Below are 13180 nucleotides of genomic sequence, written 5' to 3'. Positions count from 1 at the left end.
GCATGTCGACCATCGACCCGGACCTGCGGGCGAGCGGCCTTTCTCTGGCGTACGACAACCGGCTGGTCGTGGAGAATCTCGACCTGGTCGTCCCGCCGGGTCGCATCACCGCCATCGTCGGCGCCAACGCCTGCGGCAAGTCCACGCTGCTGCGGGCCCTGGCCCGGCTTCTCACCCCACGTCAGGGAAGCGTCCAGCTCGACGGCCGCGCCCTGCAGTCCATCCCGACCAGGGAACTGGCCCGGCGTCTCGGCATCCTGCCGCAGGGGCCGGTGGCCCCGGAGGGGCTGACCGTCATCGATCTGGTCAACCGCGGCCGTTCGCCACATCAGACCTGGTGGCGGCAGTGGTCGAAGGCCGACGAGCAGGCCGTCCACGGCGCACTGGCCGCCACCGGCATGACCGACCTCGCGAACCGCGCGGTCGACGAGCTGTCCGGCGGGCAGCGCCAGCGTGCCTGGATCGCCATGGCCGTCGCCCAGGGAACGCCGGTGCTTCTGCTGGACGAGCCGACGACGTATCTCGACCTGGCCCACCAGATCGACGTCCTGGACCTGGTCACGGACCTCAACCGGCGTGAGAACCGTACGATCGTGATGGTTCTCCACGACCTCAACCAGGCCTGCCGGTACGCCGACCACGTCATCGCCATGAAGTCCGGCCGCATCGTCGCCGAGGGTGCCCCGGCCGATGTCATCACCGCCCGGTCCGTGGAGGAGATCTTCAACCTGCGTTGCCAGATCGCGACGGACCCGGTCAGCGGCACACCGTTGATCATCCCGATGGGCCGCCACCACGACGTCTCCGACGTACAGGCGGTCGCCGGGACGGCCGGCTGAGCACCGTCCTCACGACCGGCCGTTTTCGCCACCGTCGGGTTCCGGCAGCGGGTCACCGAGGGATCCGGCTCACGAGCCGCCGATGTCGCGATGGCGTTCAAGCTGATCGAGTCCGCCTCGGCAGGTCGTGGGGTCCCGGTAGTAACCGCCGCAAAAAACGGAAATGCTGGTGAGAGCTTCGGCGAAGGGTCTTCCATGGCGAACCCTGGAAGGGACCCTGACCTACATATCCGTTGGAGATTTCGCCGAGACTACTGGAACCCCAACCAGCGGAATCAGGCCCGGTAGGGGCGGAAGAAGGCGCGCAGTTCCTCCGCGTAGAACTCGGGCTCTTCGAGCGGCGCGAAGTGCCCGCCGCGCGGGGCCTCCGTGAACCGCACGAGGTTGGTGGAGCGCTCCAGCCACGTCCGCGGTGCCCGGCTGATGTTGCCGGGGAACAGGGTGAAGCCGGAGGGGACCTTGACCCGGCGGGCTTGCTGCGCGGCCGGGATCTCGCCGTTCGCGCGATACATCCGCATCGACGAGCCGATGGTCTCGGTGAGCCAGTAGATCGTGACGTTGGTGAGGACCTCGTCCATCGTGAAGGACCGCGAGATGTCACCGCCGCAGTCGCTCCACCCCCGCATCTTCTCGACGATCCACGCGGCAAGCCCTGCCGGGGAGTCGGTGAGCCCGACTGCCGCGGTCTGTGGCTTGGTGCGGTGCATCGCCGTGTAGGCGCCCTCGGCCGCGCCCCATGCCGCCATGTCCGTCATCCAGGCGCGCTCCTCGGGCGTCAGGTCGGCGGGGTCCCCCGAGTAGACCGGCACCCCCGCGTCCATGCGGTGGACGGCGGTGACCCGTTCGGGGTAGTTCAGCGCGAGGAAGTTGCTCACGCCGCTGCCGATGTCCCCGCCGACGGCGCCGAACCGCTGGTAGCCGAGGCCGTCCAGCAGTCGGGCCCACAGACCCGCGACGGCGATCGAGTCGAGCGGCGGGCCGGTAGGGCGGTCGGAGTATCCGTAGCCGGGCATGTCGGGCACGACCACGTCGAACGCGTCGGCGGGGTCGCCGCCGTGCGCCCCGGGGTCGGTCAGCAGCGGAATGACCTTTGTGTAGCGCCAGAACGAGTCCGGCCAGCCGTGGCAGAGCACCAGCGGCAGCACCGGGCCGACCGGGTTGACGGCCCGGGCGTGCACGTAGTGAATGCCAAGCCCGTCGAGCCGGGCGCGGAAGCGCGGGAACTCGGACAGCGCCTTCTCCTGGGCCGCCCAGTCGAAGCCGTCGGCCCAGTAGGCGACCAGGTCGCGGAGGTAGGCGAGGTCCGTGCCGAGTGACCAGCCGACGTCCTCGGGTGCGTCTGGCCAGCGCGTGGCCCGCAGCCGGGCGCGCAGGTCCGCGAGCGCCTCGGGGGAGGCCTGGACGGTGAACGGCTCAGGAAGGAACGCGGATTCCGGCATAACTACCTCACTAATTCTGTCGTTTGGCACCGCGCGAGGCTGGACCGCCGGCCCCGGTCGCGGGCTTGTCGCTCGTGGGTGACCAGGGTCAGCAGCGTCGATCCGCTGCTGGTCGACGGCGATCCCACCAGCAGGATCGCCGACACCCTGTCGATCAGGGACGTGTGGCGGAGCGGATCCCGGACAGCCCGCTGAGATCATCGGAGGCCGCACTCCCGGCGTCCGACCTGGTTGACGCCGGGAGGGCGGCCTCCGCAATCGACAGCAACGAGGCTCGCAGTGTCCGAAGAGTCTGATCGGTGAGGCCGGCGAGCAGACGAGACATCACGTCCTCGACAATGGCGTTGCAGCGTCGCACGAGTTCGTCGCCGTCCGGCGTGATCCTGTGCAGAATTGCCTTACCCGCGCCGGGCCTGCGTTCGAGCAACCCTCGCTGTTCGAGGCGGGCGACCACCGCGCCCGCGGACTGATCGGACTGCCCGATGAACAGTGCCAGCGCGTGGGTCGAGGAATCAGGCTCGATCGCGATGGCGTGCAGCATGCCCCACTGCGGCAACGTCAGTCCAACCTGAGCGAGCGCGGCTTCGCAGGCCAGCTGCTTGCGCAACTGCGCCCGCCGCAGCAGCATCGCGATATCGACCCCGCTGGGCAGATTGTGATCAGTTGTCATTCCTGCAGCATATACCAACAAGTATATACCAACACGGCGAACCCTTCTGGACCGAACTCGCCCGGCAACGCATCGCCACCGCTCGCAAGATCACCAGGGAGCGGGCGGGACGCGAGACGGAGCGGTGAGGGGCTTAGCTTGTTCCCTAACGTCCGGCCCGGGATCGCTTCATGAGCGTCTCGGGTCGTGTGACGGGTATTCCTTCGTCGCCGCCCTGGAAACGGGCCGGACCTCCTGGTGGCAACTCGCCAAGGTTTCCACCGCCAAAATCCGGACCGATCCTCCCCCGATGCGGAGCGCAACATCGGACACCACGCTCACGGCCGGGGGGTGAGATAACCGCCCATGGTCTGGAAGTAGTCGACGGCCGCGTGCTCCGTGCCGTCCTCGGTGCGCACCCGCTTGACGACCAGTCCGGGCCACTGCCCGCTCCGGGCGTTCAGTCCGGTGACGACGACCACGCCGTCCCCCTCCCGGATGAAGACGCGCCCCGGGGTGCCGCCGTAGCGGGCCTGCGACACCTCAGCCGACACGATCCGGATCCGCTCCCCGCGGTAGTAGGTGAACGCGTTGGGATACGGGTCCGACTGGGCGCGCACCAGCCGCTCCAGGTCCTCCGCCGACCAGTTCCAGTCGATGCGGCTGTCCTCGATGGACCGCTTGTGGAAGAAACTCGCCTTGCTGCGGTCCTGCGGAATCCACTGCGCCCTGCCGGAGGCGATCAGGTCGAGCGACTCCTGCACGATCGGCTCGATCAGGTCGACCGTCCTGTGGAACAGGTCGGTCACGGTGTCGCCCGGCCCCACCGGCACGGCCCGCTGTATCACGATGTCACCCGCGTCCAGCTCGGCGTTCATACGGTGAGCGGTGACGCCGACCTCCTTCTCCCCGTTGATCAGAGCCCAGATCAGCGGCGAGAAGCCCGCGTACGCGGGCAGCAGCGAATCGTGGATGTTGAGCGTGCCGTGCGGAGGAATGTCGAAGATCTCCGGCGGCAGCCAGGTCCGCCAGTTGTTGGCGACGATGATGTCCGGCGCCGCGTCGTGGAGCGCGCGGAGCAGCGCGTCGTCGGGCCGGGAGCGCAGCAGCACAGGGACACCGTGCTTCTCGGCGAGCTCCGCGACCGAGTCGTCCCAGATCTTCTCGTAGACGTGGTCGCTCTTGGGGTGGGTGACAACGAGGACCACCTCGTGGTCGGAGTCCAGCAGAGCCTGCAGCGTGCGATGACCCCAGGTCTGGTAGCCGAACATGACGACCCGCATGGTGGATCCTCTCCTCGATATGCATTCTTGCAAGGCAAGGCTAACCTTATCTAAGATGTGGCGCGCATAGGGAGGCGATGCCGCGGTGGACGACACACTGCACAGTGGTCCGGACAGCATCTACGACGTCCTGGGGGTCGGTTTCGGACCCTCGAATCTGGCGCTGGCCATAGCCGTTGAGGAGCACAACGCAAGGGTTCCGGCCGCGGAGCGGCTCCGGGCCGGGTTCCTGGAGAGGCAGCCGCACTTCGGCTGGCACCGGGGAATGCTCATCGACGACGCGACGATGCAGGTGCCCTTCCTGAAGGACCTGGTCACCATGCGCGACCCGTCGAGTGACTTCAGCTTCCTGTGTTACCTGCAGGAGCGCGGCAGGCTGGTGGATTTCCTCAACCAGAAGACCCTCTTCCCGCTACGGGTGGAGTTCCACGACTACTTCGAGTGGGCCGCCGCCCGGGTGAAGCACCTGGTCGCATACTCCGCCGAGGTTCTGGCCGTGGAGCCGGTGATGACGGAGGACGGCGAGATCCGCTGGTTCGACGTGATCAGCCGCGACCCCGGCGACCCCGCCCGCACGGTCCTGCGCCGGGCGCGCAACATCTCCGTGGCCACCGGTCTGGAACCCCACCTGCCGCCGGACACCGTTCTCTCCGACCGGGTCTGGCACACCAGTCAGCTGGTCCCGCGCGTCGCCGAGCTGGTCGCCGCAGGCATCCCGGTGCGCCGCGCCGTCGTGCTCGGCGCCGGGCAGAGCGCCGCCGAGGCGGTCGACTACCTGCACCGCACCCTCACGGAGACCGAGGTCTGCGCGGTCCACGCCAAGTACGGCTACACCCCCGCCGACGACAGCCCCTTCGCCAACCGGATCTTCGATCCCGAGGCGGTCGACCTCTACTTCAACGCCCCTCCCGGGGTGAAGCAGTCCTTCTTCGACTACCACCGCAGCACCAACTACTCGGTGGTCGACATGGACCTCATCCAGTCCCTGTACTCGACCACCTACCGCGAGAAGGTCCAGGGCCGGCAGCGCCTGCGCATTCTCAACGTCTCCCGCATCCGGGACGTACGCGCCCTGGACGACCGCCTGGACGTCACCGTGGAGTTCCTGCCCACCGGTGAGCGGAAGGTCCTCGCCGTGGACATCCTCGTCCACGCCACCGGCTATCGCTCCTCCGACATCGGCGTCATCCTCGGCGACGCGGCCAAGCTCTGCCTGCGCGACGAGGAGGACGCCGTCCGCGTCGGCCGCGACCACCGCGTCGAGCTCACCCCCGAGGTCACCGCCGGCGTCTATCTTCAGGGCGGCACCGAGCACACCCACGGCATCACCTCCACCCTCCTGTCCACCACCGCCATCCGCGCCGGCGAGATCCGCGACTCCCTTCTCGCCAACCGCGCGTCCGCGCTGGCCGACATTCCCGCCTGAACCTTCGCATAACGGGACGGCACGCCGTCCTCGCACGCGGAGACCCGAGGCCTCCCAGCCCACGCTGGGAGGCACGTGAGTCCTCACCCCTGCTCCCTGAGAACGGCCCGTGCCATGACCCGGTCACCGGGGGCCCGGCCTTTCAGACCGCGGGGCGGGCTTTTGGCGGGGTCAGTCCCTTCCCTGCCACGTCGTCACGCACGCCTCGTTGCCCTCGGCGTCCGCCAGCACCCAGAAGGCGGGCGCCGCGGTGTCGGACAGCAACACCCCGCCCGCCGCCAGCGCGGCCTCGATGCGATGGGGCGCCTCGTCGTGCGGGACCGAGACGTCGAAGTGGATCCGGTTGCGCTGCGGCCGCGGCGCGTCCATCTGCTGAAACCAGATCGCGGGCCCCTGGCCGACGGGATCGACGAGCGGGTCCTCGTCCCCCGACGCGCCGGCCTCGTCGTCGTAACCCAGCACCGCTTTCCAGAAGGGGCGAATGGCGGCGATGTCGAGCGCGTCGATCCCGATCTCAAGGATCTGAACCGACCGCGGCCCCTGAGCATCGACCTCGGGGTCGGTACGCAGCCCGAGCTCGCCCACCATCGCGGAGATCCGACCGGCGAGCTCGATCTCGAACGGTGTCACCCGGCCGACGGCGAACGACTGCAGCGTGAGGGCCACCCGGTCCCGACGGACGTCCAACCGCACGCTTCCCTCGCCGTCGTCGCCGGCCGTGGCCACCACGCGCGCGGCGACGTCCGCCGACCGCGCCAGCGACGCCACGGGCACCGACGCGCACACGGCCCCCAGGATGTAGCGCCACCCCAGATCGCCGACGGCGTCGGAGATCTCCTGTCGGCTCAGTCTCCTGCCGGTATCCGGATTCTGTGTCATCTCGACATGATCTCAGCGCGAAGCCGGGCGCGCGATTTCTCCAGCGGGCCGATGTCACACTGCCGAGCTGCCGACCCTCTAGATCACGACAAACAAGCCACCCCCGATCGGCAGGCGCGACGCCGCCGGCCGATCGGGGGCTGACACGAGAGGAGGAACGATGTTCTTCGGACTTTTCACCTGGTTCCCTGAGGATGACTCGAAGTAGCGGAACCTTGAGGGCGAGCACTGTCAGCGGCCTCATCTGACGGCCGCCCCGTCTCCTGCGGGAGGGCCCGCAGGAGACGGGGGACGGGGCCCATGGTCCGGCAGGACGTTCAGGACAGGCGCAGGGCCTCGGCGGCGACGGCGTGGCGGAGGTCGCGGATGCCCGCGCGGCCGCGGAGCGGGTGGACGTTGTTGGTCAGCAGGACGACCGTGAGGGCCCGTACGGGGTCGACGACGAGCGAGGTTCCGGTGAAGCCGGAGTGGCCGTAGGCGTCGGTCAGCGGGCCGACGATGGCCGGGTCGCCGATGCGCACCCCCAGGCCGTGGCGGAAGTCCGCACCCCTGACGCCCTGGTCGCGGGTCATCTCGGCGGTCGTGTCCGGGCTCAGGATCGGGGCTCCCCCGGTGCGTATCACCTCGGTGAAACGCACCAGGTCGTCGGCCGTGGAGAAGACGCCGGCGTGCCCGGCGACCCCGCCCAGGCCGTACGCGGTCTCGTCGTGGACCTCTCCCCGCACGCATCCGGGGCCCGGGCGTTCGGGCTTGTCCTCGGTGGCGACGGCCCGGGAGCGCAGGGGTGCGGCGGGCAGGTATCCGGTGTCCGGCAGGCCCAGCGGGCCGGTGACCCGGGCGCGCAGCAGCGCGTCCAGGGACGCTCCCCCGGCGATCTCGGCCACCCGTCCCGCCGTGATCAGTCCGACGTCCGAGTAGAGGTAGCGCTCGCCCACCGGGTGGAGCGCCCGCGTCGACAGGATCCGGTCCATCCGTGAGGCATGGACCTCGGGACCGTCTCCGGGGATCTCCTCGTGGGCCCTGCGCCCGGGCGGCAGGCCCGCGGTGTGGGTGAGCAGGTGCCGCAGGGTGACCTCCGGGGCGCCGGCGTAGCCGGCGGGCAGCCAGGTGGCGACGGGTTCGTCCAGGTCGAGGCGGCCCTCCTCGGTCAGCGACAGGATGACGGCCGTCGTGAAGAGCTTGGTGATCGACGCCAGGTCGAAGATCGAGTCACGGCGGACCGGAGGGCGGTCGTCCGCCAGCTCCTCCGAGACCGCCGCGTACCGTACGGTCTCCCCCACCGCGGCGGCGGCCACCGTGGTCCCGTCCACGGCGATCACGGCGACCGCGGCCGAGCACACGCGCGGCACCGCCGCCGCCAGGATCCCGCCGAGCACGGAGGAGGGTTCAGGCACCTTGCGCCTTCTCCGCCTCCAGCGCCGCCTCCAGACGGTCTCCGTGGCTCTCCAGCAGGGCTCGGGCGTCATCGGCGCCGAGTCCGTACTCGATCATCAGCACCGCGATCTTCACGTTCCAGCCGGCCGCCTCCAGCGCGGGGCGGGTGACGGAGAGTCCGGCACCGGTGATGTCGCCGACCATCCGGGCGGCCCGGTCGGCGAGCTTGGAGTTCATCGCCGACACCTCGATCATGGTGTTCCCGTAGGTCCTGCCCAGCCTGACCATCACGATCGTGGAGATCATGTTGAGGACCAGCTTCTGTGCGGTCCCGGCCTTGAGCCTGGTCGAGCCGGTCACCACCTCCGGTCCGACGATCACCTCGATCGGGTGCATCGCCGCCTCGGAGAGCGGGGTTCCGGCGTTGCACGACAGTCCCGCGGTCAGGGCTCCGCGGCGGCCCGCCTCGGCGAGCGCCCCGAGGACGAACGGCGCCCGGCCGCTGGCGGAGACGCCCACCACCGAGTCGAGCGCGCTCACGCCCCGCTCCGCGATCGCGGCGGCTCCCCCGGCGTCGTCGTCCTCCGCGCCCTCGACCGAGCGGGTCAGCGCGGGCTGGCCGCCCGCGATGATGCCCTGCACCAGCTCCGGGTCGGTGCCGAAGGTCGGCGGGCATTCGGAGGCGTCCAGTACGGCCAGCCGGCCCGACGTCCCGGCGCCCACGTAGAACAGGCGTCCCCCCGCCTTCATCCGGGTGACGACGGCGTCGACCGTGGCCGAGATCTCCGGGATCACCAGGGCCACCGCCGCGGGCACCGTGATGTCGGCGGCGTTCATCAACCGGGCGACCTGCTCGGTCGAGAGCCGGTCGATCTGGCTGTAGCGCGGATCGCTCTGTTCCGTGGACAGAGCTGCGAGTGAATCAATCATGTCGTCTCATGTCGCTAATTTTCATATCACACTTCTATTAAGTAGATTATCTTCTAGTAGTGAAGCCCCGCCCACCGTGTCGAATCGAACACCTCGGCGGGTCCGGCCGCCATCACAGGTCACGGCGGTAGAGCCAGAAGACCCGTTCGGCGCGTGCCCCGACGGCTCGGGAGTAGAAACCCAGCGGTCCCACCCAGCCGATCTGCGCGCTCGCCATACCCGCGGTCTGCTGCTCGGCGAGACAGAGTCGCAGCAGCACCCGGCCGATGCCGAGGCCCCGCGCGGCGGGGGCGGTGCCCATCGGGCCGAACCAGGCGGGCCTGGCACCCCACGCGGCGAAGCCGAGGATCTCCCCCTCCCTGGCGGCGTAGTGGCAGCCTGTCGCCTGCCCCACCTCCCACGCCCAGTTCTCGTTCCAGTGCTCCCGGACGAAGGCGAGCACGGCGGCGCGGTCCGCGGGACCGGCCGCGTGCACGGTGACGTCCTCCCGTGCGAGCCGTACGAGATCGGCGTACGTCGTCAGAGGGGAGGTCAGGTCGGCGGTCATGTTCCAGGCGACGTGGTAACGCTCGTACCCGAGGCTCTCGGTCAGGCAGGCCGCCACGGTGTAGCGCACGTCGATGCCCGGCCAGGCGTAGCAGGGCGGATTGCCGGCGAACCGGGCCTCGACCGCGCCCTCGCCGCGCAGCCAGCCCTCGGCCGCGACGACCAGCGCCCGCCCGAGGCCCCTGCCCCGGACGTCCGGATGTGTGGCGAGCAGGTCGATGTGCCCGATGGACCGGTCCTTTGCCGACAGCGAGGCGAACACCACGCCCTTGAGGTCGTCGGTCACCAGCGCCGTCCAGCGGCGTCCGGGCGGTGGCGCCGAGAGCCGGGCCACCAGGTGCGGCGCCTCCTCGGCGTCCAGGGTGAGCGCCGAGGAGGCGAGCTCGCCGAGCGCCGCCGCGTCGGCGGCCGCGGCCTCGCGAATCCCCTCGGCGGGCGTGAACGCGCCCTTCCTCCCCGCGACGGCCCGGCCGCCCTCGCCGGCGACCGGCGAGGCGAGGTCGTGGACATCCGCTCCGGCGGCCCGCATGACGGGATCGTAGACGTCCCCCACGGGGTTCATGCCCGGCCCGCCGGCATGGCGACGACGCTTCGGCGCCGGGGGTGGAAGCAGGCGTGTTCCTGGGACGTGCCCTCGGCGTGGCCGAGCACCGGGCGCTCCGATTCGCAGCGGCCGGTGCGGAACGGGCAGCGCCGCGCGAACAGGCAGCCCGCGTCGTGGTTGCCCTCGTCGAGTGCCTCGGTCGGCACCACCGGCTCCTCGCCCGGCTGCTCCAGGCCGCGCAGTACGGGAATGGCCGACAGCAGCGACTGCGTGTAGGGGTGGACGGGGTCGGAGATGATCGTCTCCACATGGCCCCGTTCGACGACCTGCCCGCGGTAGATGACGTACAGCTCGCCGTCCTCGCCGATGTAGCGGGCGGTGGCCACGTCGTGGGTGATGAACAGCACGCTCACGCCGAGCCGCTCGCGCAGGTCCTTGAGCAACGCCAGGATGCCCAGCCGCAGCGATACGTCGATCATGGAGACGGCCTCGTCGGCGACGAGCATCTCCGGGTCGACGGTGAGCGCGCGGGCGATGACCACCCGCTGGCGCATGCCGCCGGAGAGCTGGTGGGGGTAGCGCGGCAGAACGTAGCCGGGGTCGAGCCCGACCAGTTCCAGCAGCTCCTCCGCCCGTCCCTCCACCCACGACCGCGAACGGCCGGTCCCCTTGGCCCGCAGGTCGAGAGGCGCGTTCAGCGTCTGGTGGACCGTGCGGGTCGGGTTCAGCGCCGAGTACGGGTCCTGGTGGATGAGCTGGATCCGGCGGAAGTACGGCTGCCGCTGCTTCGGACGCAGTGACGACATGGGAGTGCCGTCGATGGTGATCTCCCCGGCGTCGTGGCTCTCCAGCCCGGCGATGATCCGCCCCAGCGTCGTCTTGCCGCTGCCGGACTCACCGATGAACGACGCCGCGCCGCCCTTCTTGATGGCGAAGTCGACCCCGCGCAGTGCCTTGACCTCCCGCCCGGCGAGGACGCTGCCCCGCTGCCTGAAGGTCTTCGTGATGCCCTGCCCAGTGATCACCCCTGCTCCCCCTTCGCTCCGTGCGCCTTCGCGCTTCCCTGTGTCCCCGCCGCGACCCGCCGCCTTCCGCCTTCCGCCTCGGCCTCCGCCGCGACCGCGTGGCACGCCACGATCCACTCCCCCCGGGAGATCGCGGGCGGTTCCTCCGTCTCGCAGACGGCCATCCGCAGATGGCAGCGCTCCCTGAAGACGCATCCCCGCGCCGGGATCGTCCCAAGCGTCGGCGGGCGGCCGGGCAGTGCCCGGGCCTCGCCGATGTCGCCCACGAGGCGCGGGATGGCCCGGATCAGTCCCTGGGTGTAGGGGTGGCGGGGCGCGCCGAGCACCTCCATGGTCGGCCCCTGCTCGACCACCCGCCCGCCGTACATGACGGCCAGCCGGTCGGCGACCTCGGCCACCACGCCGAGGTCGTGGGTGATGACGAGCGTGGTGAGCCCGCGCTCCTCGTGCACCTCGCGGATGATCCGCAGGATCGTGGCCTGGGTGATCATGTCGAGCGCGGTGGTGGGCTCGTCCAGCACGACGAGGTGCGCGTTGAGGACCAGCGCGAGCATGATGCCCACGCGCTGGCGCATCCCGCCCGACAGCTCGTGCTGGTGGGAGTCGAGCACGCGGGCGCCGTCCATTCCCATCCGGCCGAGCAGTTCCTTGGCGTCCCTGACCAGCTCGCGCAGGTCCTCGACCTCGTGCGAGCGCCCGAGGTCGAGGAGCTGCTTGCCGACCGTCTTGAGGGGGTTGAGAGAGTTCTGGGCGGCCTGGAAGACGTATCCGATGTGCCGGCCCCTCGCCTTGCGCAGCGCGTCTCCTCCCAGCCGCACGACGTCGCCGAGACCGTCGATCTCCACGCTGCCCGCGCTGATCCTGCCGGGCGGCTGGACGGCGTTGAGCAGCGACAGCGCCAGGGTGGACTTCCCGGAGCCGGACTCGCCGACCACTCCGGTGATCGTCCCGGGAACGAGCTCCAGGTCGATTCCGCGTACGGCGGGGAGCTCTCCCGCCGGGGTCCGGTAGACGACGGAGAGGCCGCTGACGCGCACTCCCGGCGCCTTCTTCCCGGGGAACGCCTTCTCCGGTCTTCCGGGGGATGAGACCTCCGCGGGTCTCCCGGACCGCTCGGGTCCTCCGGGCTCCGCAGGTCTCCCGGACCGCTCGGGTCCTCCGAGTTCCTCGGGTCTTCCGGGCCGCTCGGACTGCTCGGGGAACGACGTCCTCTCGGGAGGGGACGCCTCCCTTTCAGGAGCCGGTGCCTTCTTGGCGGGGAACAGGAACATCCGTCACTCCTCCCTCAGCCGGGGATTGAAGATCTCGTCCATCGCGTCGACGACGAGCACGATGCCCAGGGTGAGCAGCAGGATCGCCAGCAACGGCGCCAGCAGGTACGGCAGCGCGGCGGTGGTCGTCAGCGCGCCGCCCCCGAACACCGCGAGGTTGAGCATCACGCCCCAGTTGTTGGCCTCGAAGGGCAGCACACCCAGGAAGAACAGTCCCACCTGCGCGTATACCGCGCCGGTCACCGCGATGAGCATGTTCATCGCGATGAAGGGGGCCATGCTGGGCAGCAGTTCCCTGCCGATGATGTGCTTCGTGGACAGGCCCAGCCCCCTGGCCGCCTCGATGAACCCGCGCTCGCGCAGGGACAGGGTCTGGGCCCGTACGGAACGTGCCACCCCGCCCCAGCCGAGGAGGCCGAGCACCAGCCCCATCTCGAACGCGCTGGTGAACTTCCACACGGTCGACAGGACCAGCAGCAGCGGCAGACCCGGGATCGCCAGGTTCATGTCGGTGATCCGCATGAGCAGGCTGTCCCAGCGCCCTCGCCTGAACCCGGCGAACAGCCCGACGCCGGTGCCGAGCACGATCGCGATGACCGCGGTGATCAGGCCGGTCAGCAGGACGTACCGCGCTCCGGTGATCACCAGGGCGAGCACGTCGGTGCCCTCGAAGTCGGTGCCGAAGGGGTGGATCAGACTTGGCGCCGCGTAGAGCGCGTTGTTGTCGCGCGGCAGCTGCGCGGGATAGAACAGCGGTCCGAAGGCGCCCATGACCGCGAACACGGCCAGGATGATCACGCCCAGCATCCGGCTGGGCTTGCGCCGCAGCACCCGCCAGACACCGCGCCAGAAGTTTCGCCGCAGGGTCGCGCGGGCGCCGCCACTCGTGCGCGTGCCGCCCGGGGCTCCCGGGATGATGGTCGGCGCGGTCATGCGATCCCCTCCGCCGGTCGCGTGGCCATCGGGCTCGCCGGG

The 13180-nt window shown here is 70.2% G+C and carries 12 protein-coding genes; 2 read left to right on the top strand and 10 right to left on the bottom strand.

Translation table 11 applies throughout. The features are described 5' to 3' along the window. Positions 1–2 precede the first annotated feature (2 nt). Positions 3–839 (top strand): ABC transporter ATP-binding protein, encoded by an 837-nt coding sequence (locus DKM19_RS18985; RefSeq protein WP_110696998.1) that lies wholly within the window; start codon positions 3–5, stop codon positions 837–839. A 275-nt stretch (positions 840–1114) separates the two neighbouring features. Here DKM19_RS18985 and DKM19_RS18975 read toward each other — a convergent pair whose 3' ends face one another. The 3 genes from DKM19_RS18975 to DKM19_RS18965 form a co-directional block, all read right to left on the bottom strand. Further along, the gene (locus tag DKM19_RS18975) at positions 1115–2278 is read right to left on the bottom strand and encodes an epoxide hydrolase family protein (RefSeq protein WP_110696994.1); all 1164 of its coding nucleotides are present in this window, start codon (positions 2276–2278) and stop codon (positions 1115–1117) included. A gap of 154 nt (positions 2279–2432) precedes the next feature. Then, positions 2433–2948 carry a MarR family winged helix-turn-helix transcriptional regulator gene (locus DKM19_RS18970; RefSeq protein WP_110696992.1) on the bottom strand — a complete coding sequence of 172 codons (516 nt, stop codon included), beginning with the start codon at positions 2946–2948 and terminating at the stop codon, positions 2433–2435. A gap of 317 nt (positions 2949–3265) precedes the next feature. Next, on the bottom strand, positions 3266–4210 hold the full coding sequence (locus DKM19_RS18965) for a methionyl-tRNA formyltransferase (RefSeq protein ID WP_110696990.1): 945 nt from the start codon (positions 4208–4210) through the stop codon (positions 3266–3268). An 85-nt stretch (positions 4211–4295) separates the two neighbouring features. Here DKM19_RS18965 and DKM19_RS18960 point away from each other — a divergent pair, with 85 nt between their 5' ends. Beyond that, positions 4296–5636, top strand: a complete 1341-nt coding sequence (locus tag DKM19_RS18960; RefSeq protein ID WP_110696988.1) for a lysine N(6)-hydroxylase/L-ornithine N(5)-oxygenase family protein — start codon at positions 4296–4298, stop codon at positions 5634–5636. A 171-nt stretch (positions 5637–5807) separates the two neighbouring features. On the opposite strand, the gene DKM19_RS18955 is transcribed toward DKM19_RS18960, so the two are convergent. From DKM19_RS18955 to DKM19_RS18925, 7 genes are all read right to left on the bottom strand, one after another. Then, positions 5808–6515, bottom strand: a complete 708-nt coding sequence (locus tag DKM19_RS18955) for a VOC family protein (RefSeq protein ID WP_110696986.1) — start codon at positions 6513–6515, stop codon at positions 5808–5810. Positions 6516–6832: 317 nt separating this feature from the next. Next, positions 6833–7909, bottom strand: coding sequence for a serine hydrolase (locus DKM19_RS18950; RefSeq protein ID WP_239514324.1), 1077 nt, complete (start codon positions 7907–7909; stop codon positions 6833–6835). Then, a complete protein-coding gene (gene murQ / locus DKM19_RS18945; RefSeq protein WP_110696981.1) occupies positions 7902–8819 on the bottom strand; it encodes an N-acetylmuramic acid 6-phosphate etherase in 918 nt (305 codons plus the stop codon). Before murQ ends, DKM19_RS18950 begins: the two co-directional genes overlap by 8 nt. A gap of 112 nt (positions 8820–8931) precedes the next feature. Further along, complete coding sequence (locus DKM19_RS18940) at positions 8932–9927, bottom strand: GNAT family N-acetyltransferase (protein WP_239514323.1); 996 nt, start codon at positions 9925–9927, stop codon at positions 8932–8934. Further along, on the bottom strand, positions 9924–10934 hold the full coding sequence (locus DKM19_RS18935) for an ABC transporter ATP-binding protein (protein WP_110696978.1): 1011 nt from the start codon (positions 10932–10934) through the stop codon (positions 9924–9926). The genes DKM19_RS18940 and DKM19_RS18935 overlap by 4 nt, the downstream gene beginning before the upstream one ends. Then, positions 10931–11971, bottom strand: a complete 1041-nt coding sequence (locus DKM19_RS18930) for an ABC transporter ATP-binding protein (RefSeq protein ID WP_239514322.1) — start codon at positions 11969–11971, stop codon at positions 10931–10933. The genes DKM19_RS18935 and DKM19_RS18930 overlap by 4 nt, the downstream gene beginning before the upstream one ends. A 237-nt stretch (positions 11972–12208) precedes the next feature. Then, positions 12209–13138 (bottom strand): ABC transporter permease, encoded by a 930-nt coding sequence (locus tag DKM19_RS18925; RefSeq protein ID WP_110696976.1) that lies wholly within the window; start codon positions 13136–13138, stop codon positions 12209–12211. Between the last annotated feature and the right edge of the window lie 42 nt (positions 13139–13180).

Origin of the sequence: Streptosporangium sp. 'caverna', assembly GCF_003203775.1 — a bacterium.
GTDB lineage: Bacteria > Actinomycetota > Actinomycetes > Streptosporangiales > Streptosporangiaceae > Streptosporangium > Streptosporangium subroseum.
This window is presented reverse-complemented; position numbering and strand designations above follow the sequence as displayed.